The organism is Sphingomonas cannabina, from assembly GCF_021391395.1.
GTDB lineage: Bacteria > Pseudomonadota > Alphaproteobacteria > Sphingomonadales > Sphingomonadaceae > Sphingomonas > Sphingomonas cannabina.
Map to the genome: position 1 here is coordinate 2,668,462 of NZ_CP090059.1, position 19,591 is coordinate 2,688,052.

Annotated in this window: 12 protein-coding genes; 8 read left to right on the forward strand and 4 right to left on the reverse strand. The window is 64.7% G+C overall.

Features of this window, described 5'->3' with window-relative positions:
* Window positions 1-83 precede the first annotated feature (83 nt).
* The 5 genes from trpB (at window position 84) to LZK98_RS12855 (ending at window position 4,926) form a co-directional block, all read left to right on the forward strand.
* Entirely contained in the window at window positions 84-1,328 is a 1,245-nt protein-coding gene (gene trpB / locus LZK98_RS12835) for a tryptophan synthase subunit beta (protein WP_233782769.1), read from the forward strand.
* Window positions 1,325-2,146, forward strand: coding sequence for a tryptophan synthase subunit alpha (trpA, locus tag LZK98_RS12840; protein ID WP_233782770.1), 822 nt, complete (start codon window positions 1,325-1,327; stop codon window positions 2,144-2,146). The genes trpB and trpA overlap by 4 nt, the downstream gene beginning before the upstream one ends.
* Window positions 2,143-3,003 carry an acetyl-CoA carboxylase, carboxyltransferase subunit beta gene (gene accD / locus LZK98_RS12845; RefSeq protein ID WP_233782771.1) on the forward strand — a complete coding sequence of 287 codons (861 nt, stop codon included), beginning with the start codon at window positions 2,143-2,145 and terminating at the stop codon, window positions 3,001-3,003. The genes trpA and accD overlap by 4 nt, the downstream gene beginning before the upstream one ends.
* 128 nt (window positions 3,004-3,131) lie before the next feature.
* The gene (locus tag LZK98_RS12850; protein ID WP_233782772.1) at window positions 3,132-4,424 is read left to right on the forward strand and encodes a bifunctional folylpolyglutamate synthase/dihydrofolate synthase; all 1,293 of its coding nucleotides are present in this window, start codon (window positions 3,132-3,134) and stop codon (window positions 4,422-4,424) included.
* Between the two features lie 73 nt (window positions 4,425-4,497).
* On the forward strand, window positions 4,498-4,926 hold the full coding sequence (locus LZK98_RS12855) for a DUF6628 family protein (protein ID WP_233782773.1): 429 nt from the start codon (window positions 4,498-4,500) through the stop codon (window positions 4,924-4,926).
* 463 nt (window positions 4,927-5,389) lie between these two features.
* Here LZK98_RS12855 and LZK98_RS12860 read toward each other — a convergent pair whose 3' ends face one another.
* Window positions 5,390-6,775, reverse strand: coding sequence for an AmpG family muropeptide MFS transporter (locus LZK98_RS12860; protein WP_233782774.1), 1,386 nt, complete (start codon window positions 6,773-6,775; stop codon window positions 5,390-5,392).
* Window positions 6,776-6,833: 58 nt separating this feature from the next.
* Here LZK98_RS12860 and LZK98_RS12865 point away from each other — a divergent pair, with 58 nt between their 5' ends.
* Window positions 6,834-7,961 carry an aromatic ring-hydroxylating oxygenase subunit alpha gene (locus LZK98_RS12865; protein ID WP_233782775.1) on the forward strand — a complete coding sequence of 376 codons (1,128 nt, stop codon included), beginning with the start codon at window positions 6,834-6,836 and terminating at the stop codon, window positions 7,959-7,961.
* Between the two features lie 15 nt (window positions 7,962-7,976).
* Here the strand turns inward: LZK98_RS12865 and LZK98_RS12870 are convergent, their stop codons facing one another.
* The 3 genes from LZK98_RS12870 to LZK98_RS12880 all read right to left on the reverse strand — a co-directional run bounded on the left by LZK98_RS12870 (window position 7,977) and on the right by LZK98_RS12880 (window position 14,528).
* Window positions 7,977-10,577, reverse strand: coding sequence for a TonB-dependent receptor (locus LZK98_RS12870; RefSeq protein ID WP_233782776.1), 2,601 nt, complete (start codon window positions 10,575-10,577; stop codon window positions 7,977-7,979).
* Window positions 10,578-10,825: 248 nt separating this feature from the next.
* The gene (locus tag LZK98_RS12875; protein ID WP_233782777.1) at window positions 10,826-11,326 is read right to left on the reverse strand and encodes a hypothetical protein; all 501 of its coding nucleotides are present in this window, start codon (window positions 11,324-11,326) and stop codon (window positions 10,826-10,828) included.
* Window positions 11,327-11,522: 196 nt separating this feature from the next.
* Window positions 11,523-14,528, reverse strand: coding sequence for a TonB-dependent receptor (locus LZK98_RS12880; protein ID WP_233786581.1), 3,006 nt, complete (start codon window positions 14,526-14,528; stop codon window positions 11,523-11,525).
* A gap of 497 nt (window positions 14,529-15,025) precedes the next feature.
* Between LZK98_RS12880 and LZK98_RS12885 the strand changes: the two genes are divergently transcribed.
* Window positions 15,026-16,366: an oligogalacturonate lyase family protein gene (locus LZK98_RS12885; protein WP_233786582.1), complete on the forward strand. Its 1,341-nt coding sequence runs from the start codon at window positions 15,026-15,028 to the stop codon at window positions 16,364-16,366.
* 247 nt (window positions 16,367-16,613) lie between these two features.
* Window positions 16,614-19,586 (forward strand): TonB-dependent receptor, encoded by a 2,973-nt coding sequence (locus LZK98_RS12890; protein WP_233782778.1) that lies wholly within the window; start codon window positions 16,614-16,616, stop codon window positions 19,584-19,586.
* Window positions 19,587-19,591 lie beyond the last annotated feature (5 nt).

The window sequence follows — 19,591 nt, forward strand, 5'->3', positions numbered from 1 at the left end:
CCGTTCCCGTCCGCATCGGTTCTCGATGGCGCTGATCGCTTGCCCCGAGCCAGCGAACGCCATCCTGAATCCGTGAGAGAGACATGACCGACACTGCTTCCCTGCCCAATTCCCTGCGCAATCAACCGGACGAACGCGGGCATTTCGGCCGGTTCGGCGGCCGCTACGTCGCCGAGACGCTGATGCCGCTGATCCTCGATCTCGAGCGGGAATATCGCGCGGCCAAGGACGATCCCGCCTTCCAGGCGGAGTTCGACGGACTGCTCGAGCATTATGTCGGCCGCCCGAGCCCGCTCTATTACGCCGAGCGCCTGACCGCGCATTACCGCGAGGGCGCGCCGGCCGGCCTGGGCGCCAAGATCTACTTCAAGCGCGAGGAGCTCAACCACACCGGCGCGCACAAGATCAACAACTGCATCGGCCAGATCCTGCTCGCCCGCCGCATGGGCAAGACGCGGATCATCGCCGAGACCGGCGCCGGCCAGCACGGCGTCGCCACCGCGACCGTCGCCGCGCGCTTCGGCCTGCCCTGCACGATCTTCATGGGCGCCAAGGACGTCGAGCGGCAGAAGCCCAACGTGTTCCGCATGAAGCTGCTCGGCGCCGAGGTGGAGCCGGTCACCTCGGGCGCGCAGACGCTCAAGGACGCGATGAACGAGGCGCTGCGCCACTGGGTCGCGAACGTCCACGACACCTTCTACATCATCGGCACCGCCGCCGGCCCGCACCCCTATCCCGAGCTCGTCCGCGATTTCCAGGCCGTGATCGGCAAGGAGACGCGCGCGCAGATGCTGAAGGCGGAGGGGCGCCTTCCGGACCTGCTGATCGCGGCGGTCGGCGGCGGATCGAACGCGATCGGGCTGTTCCACCCCTTCCTCGACGATCCCGACGTGGCGATGCTCGGCGTCGAGGCGGCGGGGCACGGCATCGAGACCGGCCAGCACGCCGCCAGCCTCACCGGCGGTGCGCCCGGCATTCTCCACGGCAACAAGACCTATCTGCTCCAGGACGAGGACGGCCAGATCACCGAGGCGCATTCGATCTCGGCCGGGCTCGACTACCCGGGCATCGGCCCCGAGCACAGCTGGCTGCACGAGAGCGGCCGCGTCGAGTATCTTCCGATCACCGACCGGCAGGCGCTGGACGCGTTCCAGCTCTGCTGCCGCGCAGAAGGCATCATTCCCGCCCTCGAAAGCTCGCACGCGCTGGCAGCTCTCGAAGCCAAGGCACGGGAAATGCGCGAAGATCAGATCATCGTCGTCAATGTCTCCGGCCGCGGCGACAAGGATATCTTCACCGTCGCCGAAGCGCTGGGGGCGGGGATATGACCCTTTCCCATGGAGCGGCGACCCGCCTCTCCGCCGCCTTCGCCAAGGGCTGTCCCGCGCTCGTGACCTTCGTCACCGCCGGTGATCCCTCTCCCGCCGCCACCCCGGCGATCCTCGACGCGCTGGTCGAGGGCGGTGCCGACGTGATCGAGCTGGGGATGCCCTTCACCGATCCGATGGCCGACGGCCCGGCGATCCAGGCGGCGAACCTGCGCAGCCTCGCGGCGGGCACCACCACCGCCGACATCCTCGCGCTCGCCAAAGGCTTCCGCGAGCGGCACCCGGACACGCCGCTGGTGCTGATGGGTTACGCCAACCCGATGCTCCGCCGCGGCGCCGAATGGTTCGCCGACGCCTGCGCGGCGGCCGGCGTCGACGGCGTGATCTGCGTCGACGTGCCCCCCGAGGAGGACGATGCGCTCGGCCCCGCGCTCCGGGCGAAGGACGTCGCGCTGATCCGCCTCGCCACGCCGACCACCGACGCCGCGCGTCTGCCCGCGGTGCTGGGCGACGCCGGCGGCTTCCTCTACTACGTCTCGGTCGCGGGCATCACCGGTCTCCAGCAGGCCGCGCAAGCCTCGATCGCCGAGGCGGTCGGCCGGCTCAAGTCCGCCACCGACCTGCCCGTTGCAGTCGGTTTCGGCATCCGCACGCCCGAACAGGCGGCCGCAGTGGCCGCGGTGGCGGACGGCGTCGTCGTCGGCTCGGCGATCGTCGATCTCGTCGCCAAGCACGGCGCAGATGCATCCGGCCCGGTCCGCGATTATATCGCGTCGCTCGCGGCCGCGATCCGCGCCGCAAGGAAGGAACCCGCATGAGCTGGCTCAGCCGCGTCCGCAACGCCATTTCCGCCGTCGTCACCCGCGGCGCGCAGACCACCGACAACCTCTGGCACAAGTGCAAGGGCTGCGGTCAGATGGTGTTCGTCAAGGAGCTGGAGGAGAACCTCTACGTCTGCCCGCATTGCGAGCATCACGAGCGCATCGGGCCGCAGCTGCGTTTCCAATATCATTTCGACGAGGGAAGCTGGCAGGTGCTGCCCAGCCCCAAAGTCGCGGAGGATCCGCTCCGCTTCCGCGATTCGAAGCGCTACACCGACCGTCTCAAGGCCGCGCGGGCAGCGACCAACGAGCAGGACGCCTTCGTCAACGCGCTCGGCATGATCGACGGCCGCAAGGCGGTGATCGGCGTGCAGGATTTCGCCTTCATGGGCGGGTCGATGGGCCAGGCGGTGGGCGAGGCCTTCGTCGCCGGCTGCGAGGCCGCGATCGCGAACGATGCCCCCTTCATCGTCTTCACCGCCTCGGGCGGCGCGCGCATGCAGGAGGGCATCCTCAGCCTCATGCAGATGCCGCGCTCGACCGTCGCCATCGAGATGCTGCACGACGCAGGCCTGCCCTACATCGTCGTGCTGACCGACCCGACCTCGGGCGGCGTGATGGCCGCCTATGCGATGCTCGGCGACGTCCAGATCGCCGAGCCCAAGGCGACGCTCGCCTTCACCGGCCGCCGCGTGATCGAGAACACCATCCGCGAGAAGCTGCCCGACGATTTCCAGACGTCGGAATATTATCTCGACCATGGCCTCATCGACATGGTCGTGGCGCGCAAGGAGCTTAAGGCGTCTCTCGCGCGGTTGGTCGGTTATCTCAGCGCGGAGCGGAAAGCGGCATGAACAATCAAAAGCCCTCTCCCCTTTGGGGAGAGGGTTGGGAGAGGGGAAGGTGTCTCACCGAGACCGCCTGCCTGTCGCACTGCCCCTCTCCCCGGCCCTCTCCCCGGCGGGGAGAGGGAGTTAGATAGATGGATTTCGCCGTCTCCACAGACCCCGCCGTCCAGGCTCAGCTCGATCGCCTGTGGGCATTGTCCCCCGGCGCCGACATCCTCGGCCTTTCCCGCGTCACGGAGCTGCTCGCGCGCCTCGGCGACCCGCATTTCGCGCTGCCGCCGGTGTTCCATGTCGCCGGCACCAACGGCAAGGGCTCGACCTGCGCCTTCCTCCGCGCCGCGCTGGAGGCGGACGATAAGCTGGTCCACGTCTACACCTCGCCCCATCTCGTCCGCTTCAACGAGCGCATCCGCCTTGCCGGCAAGCTGATCGACGACGCCGCGCTCGCCGCGCTGCTCGAACGCGTGCTCGACCATGCCGAAGGGATCGGCGCGAGCTTCTTCGAGGTCACCACCGCCGCCGCCTTCCTCGCCTTCGCCGAGACTCCGGCCGACGCCTGCGTGATCGAGGTGGGCCTCGGCGGCCGGCTCGATGCCACCAACGTCATCGCCGACCCGGCCGTCTGCGGCATCGCCCAACTCGGTATCGATCACCAGGCCTTTCTCGGCGACACGATCGAGAGCATCGCCTATGAAAAGGCCGGCATCGGCAAGCCGGGCCGTCCGCTGGTGATCCACTCCCAGAGCTTCAATATCCGTGCCGCGATCGCGCACGGCGCCGGCGAGGCGAAGATCGTTGCCGAAGGGGAAGACTGGTCGTTCCGCATCGAGGATGACGCCAGCCTCTCGATCCAGGACGGCCGCGGCAGTATCCGCACGCCAGGCCCTGCGCTGATCGGCACGCACCAGCACGCCAATCTGGCCCTCGCGATCGAGATGATCCGCAACCAGGATCGCGTGCCCGTCGCGGAGGAATCGCTGCGCGCCGCCCCGCTCGCCGCGCGCTGGCCAGCGCGGATGCAGCGCCTTGCCGACGGTCCGCTCACCCGCCGGGCGAAGGGCCCGGTCTGGCTCGACGGCGGCCATAATCCCGCCGCCGCCGACGCGGTTGCCGCGGCGCTCGCCGACCAGCTCGGCGACGGCCAGGTCCACCTGATCCTCGGCATGCTCGTCAACAAGGACGCCGCCGGCCTGCTCGCCCCCTTCGCGCCGCTGGTCGCCTCGCTGACGGCGGTGCCGGTTCCTGGCCACGAACATCATGCGCCGGAGGTCCTCGCCGAACTCGCCGGCGAGTTCGGCATTCCTGCCGATACCGCGCCGGACGTCCCCGCCGCACTCGATGCGGCGCCCGCCGGCACCACGCTGATCCTCGGCTCGCTCTATCTCGCCGGCATCGTTCTGGCACTCAACGACGAGCCGCCCATGTGACCCGTTTAATTGCGATTGACTTGCAATAGCAGACAAGAGACATTGGATCGGCGCCATCAGCGGAGCCGATTCCATGACGACCACCCAATCCTTCCAAGCGTTGTTCCAGCCGCTCCCGCCCGATGATCCCGCCGCGCGGCTGATCCTGTTCGGCTTTCGCCAGATGGGCGCGCGCGGGCTGGACGACGCCTGCGTCGCGCACAGCTTCATGACCGCGTTCGGCAAGGATTTCCGCCGCCCGCTCGTTCTGCTGCGCACGCTGATGATGGAGCTGTCGTCCGCCACGACCGGACCGATCCAGATCGCTCCCTGGTGCTGTGCCCGGCTGACTCCGGCCGAAGCGGGCATCCTCAGCGTGCTGCAGACCTGCCTCACCAATGAGCGCGCTGCAGGCCTGCTGCTCGCCGATCTGCTCGGCACGCGCGATGCGGCCGGCCCGCTCGCCACCGCGACGGCCCTTGCGATCGCCTTCGCCGATTTGGGCCTGCCGCTCGGAGGCTAGGATCGGTCCTGAGAAACGAACCCGTGCTCCTGCGAAGGCGGCGCTTACGGCCTGGGTGTCTGTCTTCGCAGGGGCATTGGACATCTTGCAATGTAGGATTTCGCCTGCTGAGCTCGCCCGGTCCTAGCCGCGCGAGCGCCGGTCCGCTCTTTGATCCCGTCGATCTCATCCATGTCGCGCCCCTGCCGCGTCCGTGTCGCGTCGCCGTAGCGCCTGTGCCGCGTTGCCGTAGCGTCCCTGACGCGCCGCCGTCGCGTCCGTGCAGCGTTCAAGGCGGACCGGCTCGCAGCCACACGACCTGAGTCAACTTAGTCAACATTTTCGGATGCCCGATACCGGAAGACGCCATCCGGACGGGGGCCGCTTTACCTATGACTTTCGTGACCTTCGACGGTTTTCCGCGGGTTTCCGGCTCCTGTCCTGAGGCCCTCGTGCACGCGGCGAGACGCGCTTCGACAGAGGATCACGCCGGCGCCCCCTCTCGCGCTTCGCCGGCGCTTTCGCGGGATGCGGGCGGCGGCTCGGCCTCGACCTGGCGAATGCTGTCGACCACGAAGCCGCGCTTCCACAGGAGCCACAGCAGCACCATGCCGGGCACCGCCACCAGCGTGGTCATGATCCAGAAGCCCACCCAGCCGAGCGTATCGGCGGCATAGCCGGCCGGCGTCGACAGCCACGTCCGCCCTACGGATGCGAACGAGGACAGCAGCGCGAACTGCGTGGCGGTATAGGCGAGGTTCGACAGCCCCGACAGGTAGGTCACGAATACCGCGAGCCCCATGCCGCTCGTCACCTGCTCCGTCGCGACCGCGATGGTAAGCCAGGTGGTCGAATGCCCTTGAGATGCCAGGATCGCAAAGGTCAGGTTGCTCAGCATCATGAGTACGCCGGACGCAAACAGGGCACGCCCCATGCCGAGCCGGGCCATAAACGGTGGCGCCAGCGCGACACCCACGATCAGCCCCCAGAAGCCGACGAGCTTGTTGATCGCCACGAACTCGGTGTCGGTGAAGCCGAGCTCGACGATCATCGGGTTCAGCATCGCCTGCCCCATCGCATCACCGAGCTTGTAGATCAGCACGAACAGCAGGATCAGCACGGCGCCGCGGCGGGCGAAGAATTCGCGGAACGGGCCGACGATGGTCTCTTCCAGCCACCGGGCGAAGGATCGGCGCGACTCGGCCTCGACCGCGCGTTCATGCAGCCCCGGTCCAGCCCAAAGCGCAGCTAGAAGCCCCGGAATCACGCAAAGGCCGGTCAATCCATAAGCCATCGCCCAACCGAGCCCCAGGCCCTCGGGCGAGGCGATCGCGATCGTCCCCACCCCCGCGAAGAACGCGCCGAGGCGATAGCCGAACTGGTTGTTGGCGGTGCCGTAGGGAAGCTCCTCGTCCGAAAGGATCTCGATGCGATAGGCATCGATGACGATGTCCTGGGTCGCCCCAAGGAAGGCGGTGACGATCGCCCAGAAGGCGAACACGCCGAGATGCTTTTCAGGCGCGCTCGCTCCCAGCATCCAGACGGCGCCGAACAGCAGCGCCATGATCAGGAACAGCCAGGCGCGCCGCTGCCCGAACAGCGCCGAGAGAAGCGGCAGGCGCACACGGTCGATGAGCGGCGCCCATAGGAACTTGAGCGTGTAGGGTGTCGTCAGGCCGACGGCGAAGCCGATCGTCTTCTTGTCGATGCCGACCTTCGCCAGCCAGAAGGTCATCGTGCCGAGCAGCAGCGCCAGCGGGAACCCGCTCGTTATGCCCAGCAGCAAGGCCGCGATCGGCCGGGGACGAACATAGGGCGCAATCGCCGTCAGCCACCCGCCTTCCGCACTTCCGTCGACCCGTGCCGCCATCCACTTGCTCCCCACCCGTAACCGTACGACACTAACGCAAAAGATCGGGAGAGGAAGGATGAACGCGCCCACCAGCGGCCAGCTCGCGCTCGCCGCCCGTCTCGCTGAAGGCGGCAGCCGCGCCGCCGATGCGATCAGCTACGTCGAGGCGAGCGTCTATACCTCGCCGGAAGTGTTCGCCGCGGAGCGCGCACGCATTTTCGCCCGCGTGCCACTGGTGATCGCGCCTTCGGTCCTGCTGCCCGACCGCAACATGGCCGTACCGCATGACGGCCTCGGCAAGCCGCTGCTCGTCACCCGCGACGGCAACGGCGAGGCGCACGTCTTCCTCAACGTCTGCCGCCATCGCGGCACGAGACTAGTGGAGGGACAGGAGTGCGTGAAGGCGCCACGCCTCGTCTGTCCCTATCACGCCTGGACCTACGCCACCGACGGCCGCCTGGTCGGCGTACCGCGGCCTGAGACCTTCCCCGGACTCGACAAGGCCGAATATGGATTGAGACGCCTGCCGACCTACGAAGGCGGTGGCCTGATCTGGTTTTCCTTCGCCGACGACGCGGACTTTGCCGAACCGCGCGCGCTCGCGCAGGATTTCGAGGCATTCGACCTTGCCGGCCAGCACCTGTTCCGCCGCCGCACCCATGACGTCGCCGCCAACTGGAAGCTGATCATGGACGCGTTCCTGGAGAGCTACCACGTCGCCCGTCTCCATTCGGAGACGATCGGCAAGTTCTTCAAGGACGGCGTCTCCACTGCCGACACGATCGGGCCGCACCAGCGCTCCGCGGTCGGCCGCGATGCCGACGAGGCAACGCTCTCTTCCCGCGACTGGGCGGAGCTGCGCCGCGCGATCACCTTCACCTACCAGATGTTCCCGGGCGCGGTGCTCGTCGCCAGCCCGGACTACATCAACCTCATGGTGCTGATGCCGCAGTCCGAAGGCCGCGTGCTGGTCGAGGATTTCATGCTGATCCCCGAAGCCCCCGTCACGGATCAGGCCCGCGATCATTGGGAGCGGAGCTGGGCGTTGCTCGACGGCCGCGTGTTCGGCGCAGAGGATTTCCGTGCGGCCGAGCTCGGTCAGCAGGGCCTCGCCTCGGGCGCGGTCGAGCGGATCACGCTGGGCGGTCTCGAACGCGGCATCCGCATCTTCCACGATGCGGTCGAGACGCGGCTGCGGGCCTAAAGGCGCAAGAGCCGGTCAGAATCGCTTGCGGATGCCCAGCCGGATGGTGCGGCCGAGAGGATCTATCTCGGCTCGGCTGAAACCGGGAGGGACACTTCCGTCGCTCAGCGTGACGCGCCGATAGCTGTCGAAGAGATTCTGAACGTCCAGCGTGATGCGCAGATTTGAGAGCAGCGAGTCCTTGCGCGCCTGCCCCAGGAGACGTTCAGGCTCGACGAACATTCCCAGATTGAACTGCGTCATCGTCGGATAACGGAAATCGAGCTGTCCGCTCGACGATGCGGCACCGCGGACATAGGCGGCGCTTTGCCAGCTTCCGCTCAGAGTCGCGCCGATGCCGCGCTTGCCCGCAACCATCTGGATCGAGACAGTGTGCCGCGGTTGCGCGCCATCGCCGCCCAGCCGGTCGAACACGGGAAGCCCCGGCCGGATCAGCAGCTCGCTTCGCAGCTGCCAACGATGGTTGAGCGAGAAGGTCAGCTGGATCGGGTCCGCTATCCTGGCCGGCAGCGTGCCCGTTCCGGGGCGCCCGCCGTTCGCCCGGCCCTTTGTCGACAGGCGCAGCACGAGCGATGTGGTGAGCTGCTCGCTCAGGTCCCGTATTATGTTGATCGGGCGCGCGTCGATGGCGACGAGCCGGCCCGATGCATCGCGCGTGACCCGCTCCGGGAATACGGCCTCGACCGCCGGCGTAAATGTCGGGAATGAAGCGACGCCGCCATCGGCGACCTGCCGCTGATACCCCAGGTTGATCGTCGCGACCTGGCTGCCGAACGGGCGCAACATGCCGTTGAACGAAAGGTTGCGGCGGCTTCCACGCTGAAGGTCCGGATTGCCTCCCGTGATCAGGACCGGATCGGCGACCTCCTGACGAACGAAATCATAGATCTGGGTGACGGTCTCGACCCGCGGTCCGTCGAGCAGATCGACGCTCGGGGCCATTTCCTCGTAGCTGAACGACCCGCGGAGCTGGAGAATGGGGAATGGCGACCAGATCAACCTTCCCGTGAATTGCGGCTGCGGCCTGACGTTCGTACCCGTCTCGACGCTGCCGGACAGTTCGGCCGAAAGGTCCCCCAGCGGTGCGAGCACGCCGGTGCTTCGGCTGGCGATCGGAATGCTGATCAGCTCCTGAATGTTGAGCCGATCGCGCTGCGCAGCATTGCGTGAAGTCATGCCGGTGGCATCGTCGATGCGGCTGTTCACCGCATTGCTGCGGCTCGCGACCGCCGAGAAATTGGAGCTCACCTGTCCGGCCGGAAGCGAGAAAATCGCCTTCGAAACATTGAGCTGCACATTCAGGCTCTCGCTCCTCGAACGGTTCCGGTCGATGAGCAGACGGTCCTTTTGCCAAGGTCCATAGGGGTCGAACGAAGGATCGTTCCCGTCGATCAGATCCTGAATTTCGGCGCCATCGATTCCGCGCTCGAAAATGCCGTTGGATCGGCTGCGCATATAGTTGGCGATGACGGTGGTCTGCCAGTCGCCGATCGCCCCGGAAAGCGACAACGACATCCCCAGCGTCTGGGTCCGCTGCGTGTTGCGTAGCGCCCGCGCGCCTTCGAGGCCGCGTACGAGCACGACATCATCGGCGAAGGGAGACCAGGGACTGCCCGCCGGCAATGTGACCGCAGTCGTCGCGAGCCCATGAAGCTGCGCGCTGTTGCCGGTGGTCGCATTGATGTTGAGCGAGCCCGAAAACGATCCCAATGGCCGCGTGACGCCGGCGTTGAACGACAATGAGCGCGTCGATGGCAGCAGGGTTTCATAGTCGTTCGGGTCGCCCCACCGGACCGCATCCGCAGTCGCGGCGAAATCGCCCAGCACGGGCGGCTGGAACACGGCGCTTGGCGGAATGCCTGCGATGGTGACCGGCCGCCCCGTCAGCTGGCTGAGCTCGGGATCGATCTCACCTCCGTTCACGCCTTCGATGTGACCGGCGAGATCGACCGGCGTACGACGTGGGGACCGCCGTTCGCTCTTGAGCAGACTGCTGTCGCGCGAGACCTGTGCCTGCGCATTCCACTGCGTCTGCCCATCAATCACCACCCGCCCGACCGACAATCGTTCGCTGTCGCGCCCGCCGGCCGTCGGCAAAGTCACGCCTGTTTCGGCGTGCCAGCTGACGAATTGTTTCTTGAGCACCAGGTTCACGACACGCTGGTCGGACGGATAGCCGTATCGCGCAGCGGCCTCGGGGGGCAGGATCGCGAGACGGGCGAGCGCTTCCGGAGGAAAGCCTGCGATGCCGGCCGCCGTGCCGATCCGCTTCCCGTTCACGAGAAGGACCGGCTGCTGGTCGTTGATCAGGGGTTTGATGTTCTGGATCAGCTCGCCGATGCTGTCGGCGCCGTAGATTTCGATGTCGCTTTCGCTCAACTCGGTTTCCGGTGCGACGCTCGCGTCGCCATAGCGGGCGGTCACCACGATATCGTCCGCCGCGCCGGAGACGGTAGCGGATTGCCCCCTTCCCTGCGCCTGATCCGCGGAATCCGGAGCTGCGCCGGTTTGCAACGTCGTTTGCGCACAAGCACGATCAACGACGACGGTTAGAATCACCAGTCCAGCCAAATGAGCCCAACTCACCGTTGCGCGCCAATCGGTCGTCGCGACCATCGCGCGATCTGTGCCCTTCGATCGGCACACGGCCAATGTCGACCGGTCGACAGGTTAGACGAATGATACTCGGTCACTTCGAGCATAAGGCTCGCATTTCTCTAACCAATTGCGACGACGGCAAGGCTGTTGTCGCAATGTCCTTAGATCAGCACTTTCAACCGGCTCCGTTGAAAAATTTGGGCGCCCAATGGGCGCCCAAGTCACGGGGAGTACCGTTGCAAAATCCAGTCTGTCGCGGAAGCCTATCAGGGATCGACGACGCTTCCGTTCGACGGCGAGATCAGATGGACATCGCCGATCACCGTGCATGGTGCCGAGCCGCCGCCACCCGGCAGGGACGCATTGACCGACAGGACCTTGGTCCCATTGTTCCATATGCCGCCGATAGTTCCGGAGCATCCGCCTGGCGTGATCGTGGAAACATCGACGTTGCTGATCGACAGCGTGCTGCTCGCACCGTCGAAAGTGACCGGATACGGCGTGTTGTTGAAGGTAATGGTGCTGCACAGACCGAACGTCCCGCCGGAAAGGCTGGGCGTGGCGGTGGCGCTGTGTCCATCCGGTGCGACAGTCACCTCGAGCGTGAGATCGCAAGTCAATGCGATGCCCTTGTTCACGTTCACCGTCCCCTGCAGGATCCAGGGGCTGGGATAGGCCGTGCCATCCGGGCTGTAGGTGTCGGCATAAGCAGCCTGCGCGCCCAACAGCGCCAGCGGGCTCATGCACAATGCCACGATCTTCTTCATGGTTTCCTCTCCTAAATACCATAGGTTATTATTGGAGAACGCCCCTGCACTAATAGGGCAAATACAAAATCATTGAAATTTACACTGATGTCAAGAAAGTTTTTTGATATATAAAATTACTGTGCACGAATCACCTTTTCAGAAAACATTGTTCTCTGAATTATTTCTGTATCGACCTTGTAGTTACCGACTTATACTAGAATCTCTTCGCAACGCTAAATCCGAATATACGTGGATCGAGAGTGAATACGTTGGTCGTCAGGCCAGTATCATCGCTGTTCGTGAAGAAGTCTGTGATTGGGGTCTTGTTGAAGACGTTCTTCACATAGAACTGCAGGGAAAGGTCCCATTTCGGCTGGTTCAGCGTCACCGCCAGGTTGGCGTTGTCCCAAGCCCTGAGACGATCATATTCGGTGTTGTAGATGCGCGCGTAGCTCTTCGACTGGCGATAATAGTCGCCGCGGAGAGTCAGCTCCCAATCGTCGATGAAGAGCGTGTACTGCGCGCCGACATTGAAGGTCAGGCGCGGCGAGTTGGGCAGCTCGTTGCCTCCCAGATCAGCATAGAAGCCGCGTCCGCTATTCGGCGCGCCGCTGCCGCCTTGGGCGATGTTCAGGCCGATCGTATCGGGATTGTACGGCGCGAAAGGATTGTAGGTGAAGCCGTAGAGCCTGTCGAAGGGCACCGTCCCTGGCACGGCGGGATTGAAGGTTCCGACGCGGGATGATCCCGGACACAGCGCGGCAAGTGCGACATCCCTGGTCGGAAGCGGCGAGGCCAGGATCCGCTCGACGAAGACGCGTGGCGCGATGCAATTGGACGGCACCTGGATCCACGGGCGGAGCACCACCCAATTTGGATCGCCTTGGGTGCGGTCCATGACGTCGATCGATTGAGCGCCGTCCTTCAGCCGCGTCCGGAGATAGCCGAGCGTGGCATCCATCCGGAACGCGCGCGACGGACGCCATGCCGCTTCGAACTCCAGGCCCCAGCTCGTCGCGTTGAAATTCTCGTTATAGGCGATCCGATCGACGATCTGGGAGATCTGGTAATCCTTGTAATCATAGAAGAAGCCGGTGGCGTTCAGCGTGAACTTCCCGCCGGCGAAGCTGTTCTTGGTTCCGATCTCGAAGGCGTTGACATATTCGGGCCGGAAGGTTTGCGGCAGGGGCAAGTACTGGACGACGGACGGGTTGAAATCGACGCGAGGCGGATTGGTGCCACCGCCCTTGTATCCCCGCGCGGCGGAGAAATAGACCAACGTATCATCGGTGAAGCCGAGCTCCGGCTTCCAGTCGAGCACCAGCCGGCCCGTGAACTTGTCCCACTTCTGCTCGATATCGGGCAGGGCCGGATAGCCGCTGTTCACGCGACCGCCCGTGGTCCCGCCCGGAAAGGCGGTCTCGGTTCCGCCGCCGAGCAGCAGCTGGCTGGGGATCTGGGAGGAGGTCTTCTTGTCCTGGGTATATCGCAATCCCGCGGTGAGCTTCACGTTCCGCGCGACGTTCCAGTAGAGCTCGCCGAAACCGGCCCATGATTTGGTCCTGATCAGGTTCCGGCTCAGGAAATAATTATGCCCCTGATCGTTGAGCGCGTTCAGTGGATTGGGATCGACGTAGACGCACTCCCTCCCCTCGAACCCGAGCTCGCAGGGGCGCAGTGAGTTGGCATTTCCATTCCTATTATAGAACCACTGCGACAGCAGCGTGAAGATATTGTTGAATACGTAATAATCGTCCTGCGATTTGAAATCGAGGTAATTGGCTCCGATGTTGAAGTTGATCGGCCCGTCATAGGACGATTGCAGCCGCAATTCCTGCGTCCATTGACGATTGCGCGAGCGGCTGATGTCGATGGACACCATCCTATCCGAGCACCCCAGCTGCGGATCGCAGAATTGGCCGCCCGGCGTCGGCCCCGGAAAAGCGGTGGTGTCGATCGGCCGGTTCAGAGCGTCCACGAGTGGCTGCGTGGAACTGTTGAACAGCGGTGCCGAAACGAAGCGGTTGTAATCCTGCGAGGAGTAATAGCGATCGCGCGTATAGGCGGTCTGCGACACCATCTTCAGCCCGTTGGCCGGCTCGAACTCCATGTTGAACTGGAAGATGTCGTTCTTCGCACGAAACACCGGATCGTAGCTGGTGGATATCTCGCGCAGGTTGCGCGATTGCACCACGTCCGCAAACGGATCGCCAGCAGTGACCGCATATACGGCCTTGCGAGGATTGGGCCCCGGCACATAGCCCAGGTTGATACCGCCGGCGACCCCCAGGAATACCAGGCTGTTGCCATTGGGCGCACTATAGGCTGCATCGTCATAGAGCGATCCCGGCAGGCACCCCTGGCTGAGGCGCCCGCGCGTCACCGGACTGGTGACGTTGACATTCCCTACCCGCTCCGGCCCCGGATCGCGCGTGCAGAGCTGCTTGCCTGTGCGTGAGCGGTCGTCGTCCTCCTCGAAATGCTGCCAGATCGCGTTGACGCGGAAATTGTGGCTCGGCTCCCATTGCACCGAGGCGCGCGTCGACCAGAGATCGCGGCCGTTCACGCGGTTCTTCGTGAAGCTGTTGTAGTCGAAGCCGTCGCGCTTGGTCATCTGCCCGGCGAGGCGGAAACCCAGCGTGTCGGTGACCGGCACGTTGATCATGCCCCACAAACGGCGGCTGTCGTAATTGCCCACCTCCGCCTTCACCTCGGCCTCGAACTCGGCGCTCGGAAGCGCGGGGATCAGGTTGACCACGCCGCCGGTCGCATTGCGGCCGTAGAGCGTGCCCTGCGGGCCGCGCAGCACCTCCACGCGCTGCATGTCGAAGAATTCGGATTCGAACAGCCGATTGCGGATCATCGGCGTGTTGTTGAAGCTCACGGCGACCGCCGGATCGGTCGACGCCGAGATCGCCTTGGTCCCGATCCCGCGGATCGAGAAATTGTACATGCTGAAATTGCTCTTGGAGAAGCTGACGTTGGGAACGGCGCGCAGCAGCTCCGAGCCGGCTTCGATCTTGTGATCGGCGAGCGACTGCGCCGAAAAGGCGGAGATCGCGATCGGAACATCCTGGAGCCGCTGCTCCGTCTTCTGTGCGGTGACGACGATGTCGTTGGCGGAATCATATTCGTCGGCCGGCGGCTGCGGTGCCTGCTGGGTCGCGGCGGCAACGCCTTCTGTCTGCGCCTGCGCATGCGCCGTCGCCGAACAGGTCATGGCCACCAGCGAAGCGCCCACGATCAGATGCGCACGAAATCCCCTAGATTTCATTCCCTCCAACCCCTCCCTGTTACGGCTTCGCTCTGTCGGACGGCCGCTTTTTCACCACCCGTCGAGTCGCGACTGGTGAATGGAGCCTTCCCCTTATGTACATTGATGTCAACATGAAATAACACTGATGTTAATGTTTAATTGACCTCATATCCCTTCGGCAAAATGACTTATTATCAGGATATTAGCCGTTCACGATCGGCAGCTGTCTCGCCGCATATCGCCACCTGCGCGACTAGCCGGCTATCGGACGGCGCAGGATAGCGTGGTGGCAGCGGTCCAGATCGACGCCGCATCACTCAACAAACCGGACATCTGTTTAATCAGGTGACGGGAAGCGTCCTCGGCTCACCGCATGGGCGATTGACGTTAAATCTCACTCTCCAGTATCGATATCCAAAATATGGGACATCTGGGTCCCACTGGAGGATGGAAAGGTGCGGATGATACGTCGCTATGCTGGCTCGCGTGTCGCCGGGCTTCTCGCAGCGCTGATATTGGTCACCAGCGGCGGGGCGGCGCCGGCGCAGGACCCGCCGCGCGAGTGGATCGATCCCGACACCGGCCATCGCGTGATCCGTATCTCGGACCAGCCGGGCAGCTCCAGCCTCTATTTCAACTACAACGGCTATACGCCGCAGGGCGACAAGCTGCTGATCTCGACCCCGACCGGGATCGCCGCCTACGATCTCAAGGCGCGCAAGCTCTCGACCGTGGTGACGATCAAGGGGCCGTTCCGGCTGCTCTTCACCGGCCACAGGACGCGCTCGGTCTATTACCAGGTCGTGCCTGACGGGAGCCGACCGGGTCCCAAGACGATCTATGCGGCGGACGTCGACACCGGCAAGGTGCGCAAGATCGCCGAGGTGCCGAACGGCGAAATCCAGACGATCAACGCCGACGAGACGCTGCTCGGCGGGGTCGAGACCGACCCCAATTCCAGCGCCGAGGCGCTCAAATATTTCCGTCAGCGCGACGCCCGCTACGACCAGGCGGACTATCGCGCCTCGTGGCCCGACGGCCGGCCGATGACCTATGCGGAATCGAAGGAAGTCCGCATGAACGAGCGGCTCGAGTCGAAGATCCCGATGACGATGTTCGTCATCGACACGCGGACGGGCAAGCAGCGCACGGTCTACGGCTCGACCGATTGGCTCAACCACCTCCAGTTCTCCCCGACCGATCCGGGCCTGCTCATGTATTGCCACGAAGGGCCGTGGCATAAGGTCGACCGGCTGTGGCTGATCCGCGTCGACCAGCCCGACGCCAAGCCGCTCAAGCTGCACGAGCGCACGATGAACATGGAGATCGCCGGCCACGAATGGTTCAGCCACGACGGCAAGACCGTGTGGTACGACCTGCAGACGCCGCGCGGCGAGGATTTCTGGGTCGCGGGCTTTGAGATCGCGACGGGCAAGCGCAACTGGTACCACCTCCAGCGCAACGAATGGTCGGTGCACTTCAACAGCTCGCCCGACGGCACGATGTTCGCCGGCGACGGCGGCGACAGCGAGATGGTCGCGCACGCGCCCGACGGGAAGTGGCTCTACCTGTTCAAGCCGAACGGCATTCCCGATGTCGCCGGCATCCGGGCACCGAATTCGGGCTCGCTGATCCACCCCGGCTATTTCACCTCCGAGCGGCTCGTGAACATGAAGAACCACGATTACCGGCTCGAGCCGAACGTGAACTTCACGCCGGACGGCAAATGGCTGGTGTTCCGATCGAACATGTTCGGACCGACTCAGGTCTACGCGGTCGAGCTCGCCAAGGCGCAGCAATAGGCGCGGTTGGCGCCGGCGATGCGCTCTATCGGACGATGATGGCGACGGGCCGGCAGCAAGCGGCCGACCGCAATGCGTGGCCTTGCCGCCACGGTCCGGCGCACGGCCGGGGCAATGTTTTTTAACGGGCTTGACACCGCTAGCCCCAAAGGCGCATCGCTCCAATTAGTGATATTATATTCCACATCGTGGGACTAAGGCGATCCGGTAGGAACACGCCGGAGCGAGCGTGAATGGGAGGTTTGGGATGAGTGAAAGCGTACCCGCCCGCGGCAGCGCACTGCGGTTCACGGCCTCGATCGGGGCATTGGTGCTCGGACTGACGAGCGCATCCGCCTTCGCACAGGAAACACCCCCCGCTCCCGCCGGTCAGGACGGTGCGCAGGAGGCGACCGCTCCCGCCCCCGATCAGCAGGACACCAGCCCGGACATCGTCGTCACCGGCTTCCGCGGCTCGCTGGAGAACGCACTGCGCATCAAGCAGAGCTCGGCGGGTGTCGTGGACGCGATCAGTGCGCAGGACATCGCCGACTTCCCCGACGCCAACCTCGCCGACTCGCTCCAGCGTGTCCCCGGCATCTCGATCGAGCGCGACGGCGGCGAGGGGCGCGCGATCACGGTGCGCGGGCTCGGCGGCGACTTCAGCCGCACCCGCTTCAACGGGTTGGAGGCGATCTCGGCGACCACCGGCTCGACGCTCGGCGCCGGCATCAACCGCGGCCGCACCTTCGACTACAGCGTGTTCGCGTCGGAGCTGTTCAGTCAGGTGGTGGTCAACAAGACCCAGTCCGCCGAGGTCGACGAAGGCTCGCTCGGCGCGACCGTCGATCTCACCACTGGCCGGCCGTTCGACAAGCCAGGCTTCCAGGCGGCGCTGTCCGCGCAGGCGGCCTATTACACGATCAACGACAAATGGGCGCCGCGCATCGCCGGCCTGATCAGCGACACCTTCGCCGACGACCGGATCGGCGTGCTGTTCTCCTTCGCCTGGAACAAGCGCAGCGTGCAGGAGGACGCCTATTCCAACACCAGCCTGTCCGACTTCACCGACATCAACAACGGCTTCTGCCCGATCGTGCCGGGCACGCCGACGACGCCCGTCAACCCGCTGGTCGGCACCGCGCCGCGCGCCTCGCAGTGCATTCCCGCCTCGGGACCCAATCCGGGCTCGACGCCCGACGCCTACAACGCGATCAACCAGCCGAACGTCTTCATGGCCCGCCTGCCGGGTTATGGCCGCTTCCTCAACGATCAGGAGCGCCTCGGCCTGACCGGCTCGATCCAGCTCAAGCCGACCGATCACATGCAGATCACGATCGATCTCGCCTATTCGCGGTTCGATCAGAAGAAGACCGATCTCGCCACCAACCCGATCAGCCTCAACCGCGGCCTCGGCTCGCCGCCCGCCGGCACGCCTTGGACGCCCGCACAGCTCGCCGGGCGCCCGAACATGAAGATCCGCGACGTCGAGATCAACGACGCGGGCGAAGTCGTCTACGGCCTGTTCGACGACACCGACTTCGGCGTCACCAACAGCTACGACGTCTCCTCGACTTATTTCTGGCAGGCCAATGGCCGGATCGACCAGGATGTCGGCGAGAAGGGCAAGCTCAGCATCCTCTACGGCCAGTCGCGCTCGTACTTCGACAACCCCTACTCCCGCCTCGTCACCTTCAGCCGCTTCGACGGGGACGGCTTCGTCTATGATGCGCGGGACAATCGGAAGACGCCGATCCTCGACTATGGCTTCGACGCGACCGATCCCGCCAACTGGCAATATGCCAACGGCTACGACAACATCCGCCAGTTCCGCGCGACCGTCGACAACCAATTCAAGACGCTGAAGGTCGATTTCCAGTACGAGCTCAATGACGCGCTGACCTTCAAGACCGGCATCGCCGGCAAGCGCTTCAAGTTCGCCTCGACCCGCGAGCAGCGCATCGCCTCGCAGAACCTGATCCCGCCGCTGCCCGCCGGCATGACCATGGCCGACATCAGCAAGGTGGTGACGGTCGACGGCATCAGCATCCCCGACGGGTCGACCAACTCGTTCGTGGTGCCCGACATCTTCAAGATCATGCAGACCTTCAACGTCGACTGCGAATGCGTGAACCAGTTCGGCGACTTCCGCATGGGCAGCGTCGGCACGGGATCGCAGGGCGACAACCGCTCGGTGATCGAGCAGGACGTCAGCCCCTATGCGCAGCTCGACTATAAGTTCGACCTCGCCAACGGCATGATCGTGCGCGGCAATGCCGGCGTGCGCTATGCCCATACCGACCAGAGCTCGACCGGCTATGTCGGCGCCGGCGTGCTGACGCGCGTCAACCGCAGCTACGACAACTGGCTGCCGGCGGTGAACCTGGCGGTCGACGTCACGCCCAAGCTGACCGCACGCCTGGCCTATGCCAAGGCGATGTCGCGGCCCTCGCTCGGCTTCCTGACGCCGGGCGGCGCGATCGGCACCGCGCAGATCCCGTTCACCGCGACCGTCGGCAATCCCTATCTCAAGCCCTATCTCGCGGACAATTACGACGTCAGCGTCGAGTGGTACTTCCAGCAGGGCGCGGTGCTGTCGGCCGCCTATTTCCACAAGGACATCAGCAACTTCGTCCAGCAGATCACGACGACGATGGGCTATTCCGATGCCGGCCTGCCGCTCTCGCTGCTCTCGCCGACGCAGGATCCCAACACGCCGACCAACATTACCACCTACCGCAACACCGCGGGCGGCAAGATCGACGGCTTCGAGATCTCCTACCAGCAGCCGTTCACCTTCCTGCCCGGCTTCCTCAAGCATTTCGGCGCGATCCTGAACTACACGCACATCAAGTCGAACATCTCCTACGTGCTGACGACCAGCGCCTCGGGTCCGACGATGCAGGCTCCGCTGATCAACGTCTCGCCCAACTCGGCGAACGCGACGCTCTATTACGAGGACGACAAATTCTCGATCCGCGGCTCGCTCGCCTATCGCGACGAGTATCTGAGGATCATCCCAGTGCGCGCCGGCCTCGCGGACACCGCCGGCGCCTACAGCAGCACCAACATCGACGCCTCGGCGAGCTACAAGCTCACCGACAGGCTCACGCTGACCGTCGACGCGATCAACCTCACCAACCAGCCCACCAGCTACTGGGACGGCGAGGACCGGCGCGATCAGCAGGTCTACAGCTCGACGGGCCGGCAGTTCTTCTTCGGCGCACGGTACAAGTTCTAGGCTTT

What these genes read in the sequence shown, in the direction of transcription:
- trpB (WP_233782769.1), top strand. Translation starts at nt 84, where the DNA reads ATGACCGACACTGCTTCCCTGCCCAATTCCCTGCGCAATCAACCGGAC.
- trpA (WP_233782770.1), top strand. Translation starts at nt 1,325, where the DNA reads ATGACCCTTTCCCATGGAGCGGCGACCCGCCTCTCCGCCGCCTTCGCC.
- accD (WP_233782771.1), top strand. Translation starts at nt 2,143, where the DNA reads ATGAGCTGGCTCAGCCGCGTCCGCAACGCCATTTCCGCCGTCGTCACC.
- LZK98_RS12850 (WP_233782772.1), top strand. Translation starts at nt 3,132, where the DNA reads ATGGATTTCGCCGTCTCCACAGACCCCGCCGTCCAGGCTCAGCTCGAT.
- LZK98_RS12855 (WP_233782773.1), top strand. Translation starts at nt 4,498, where the DNA reads ATGACGACCACCCAATCCTTCCAAGCGTTGTTCCAGCCGCTCCCGCCC.
- LZK98_RS12860 (WP_233782774.1), bottom strand. Translation starts at nt 6,775, where the DNA reads ATGGCGGCACGGGTCGACGGAAGTGCGGAAGGCGGGTGGCTGACGGCG.
- LZK98_RS12865 (WP_233782775.1), top strand. Translation starts at nt 6,834, where the DNA reads ATGAACGCGCCCACCAGCGGCCAGCTCGCGCTCGCCGCCCGTCTCGCT.
- LZK98_RS12870 (WP_233782776.1), bottom strand. Translation starts at nt 10,577, where the DNA reads ATGGTCGCGACGACCGATTGGCGCGCAACGGTGAGTTGGGCTCATTTG.
- LZK98_RS12875 (WP_233782777.1), bottom strand. Translation starts at nt 11,326, where the DNA reads ATGAAGAAGATCGTGGCATTGTGCATGAGCCCGCTGGCGCTGTTGGGC.
- LZK98_RS12880 (WP_233786581.1), bottom strand. Translation starts at nt 14,528, where the DNA reads ATGACCTGTTCGGCGACGGCGCATGCGCAGGCGCAGACAGAAGGCGTT.
- LZK98_RS12885 (WP_233786582.1), top strand. Translation starts at nt 15,026, where the DNA reads ATGATACGTCGCTATGCTGGCTCGCGTGTCGCCGGGCTTCTCGCAGCG.
- LZK98_RS12890 (WP_233782778.1), top strand. Translation starts at nt 16,614, where the DNA reads ATGAGTGAAAGCGTACCCGCCCGCGGCAGCGCACTGCGGTTCACGGCC.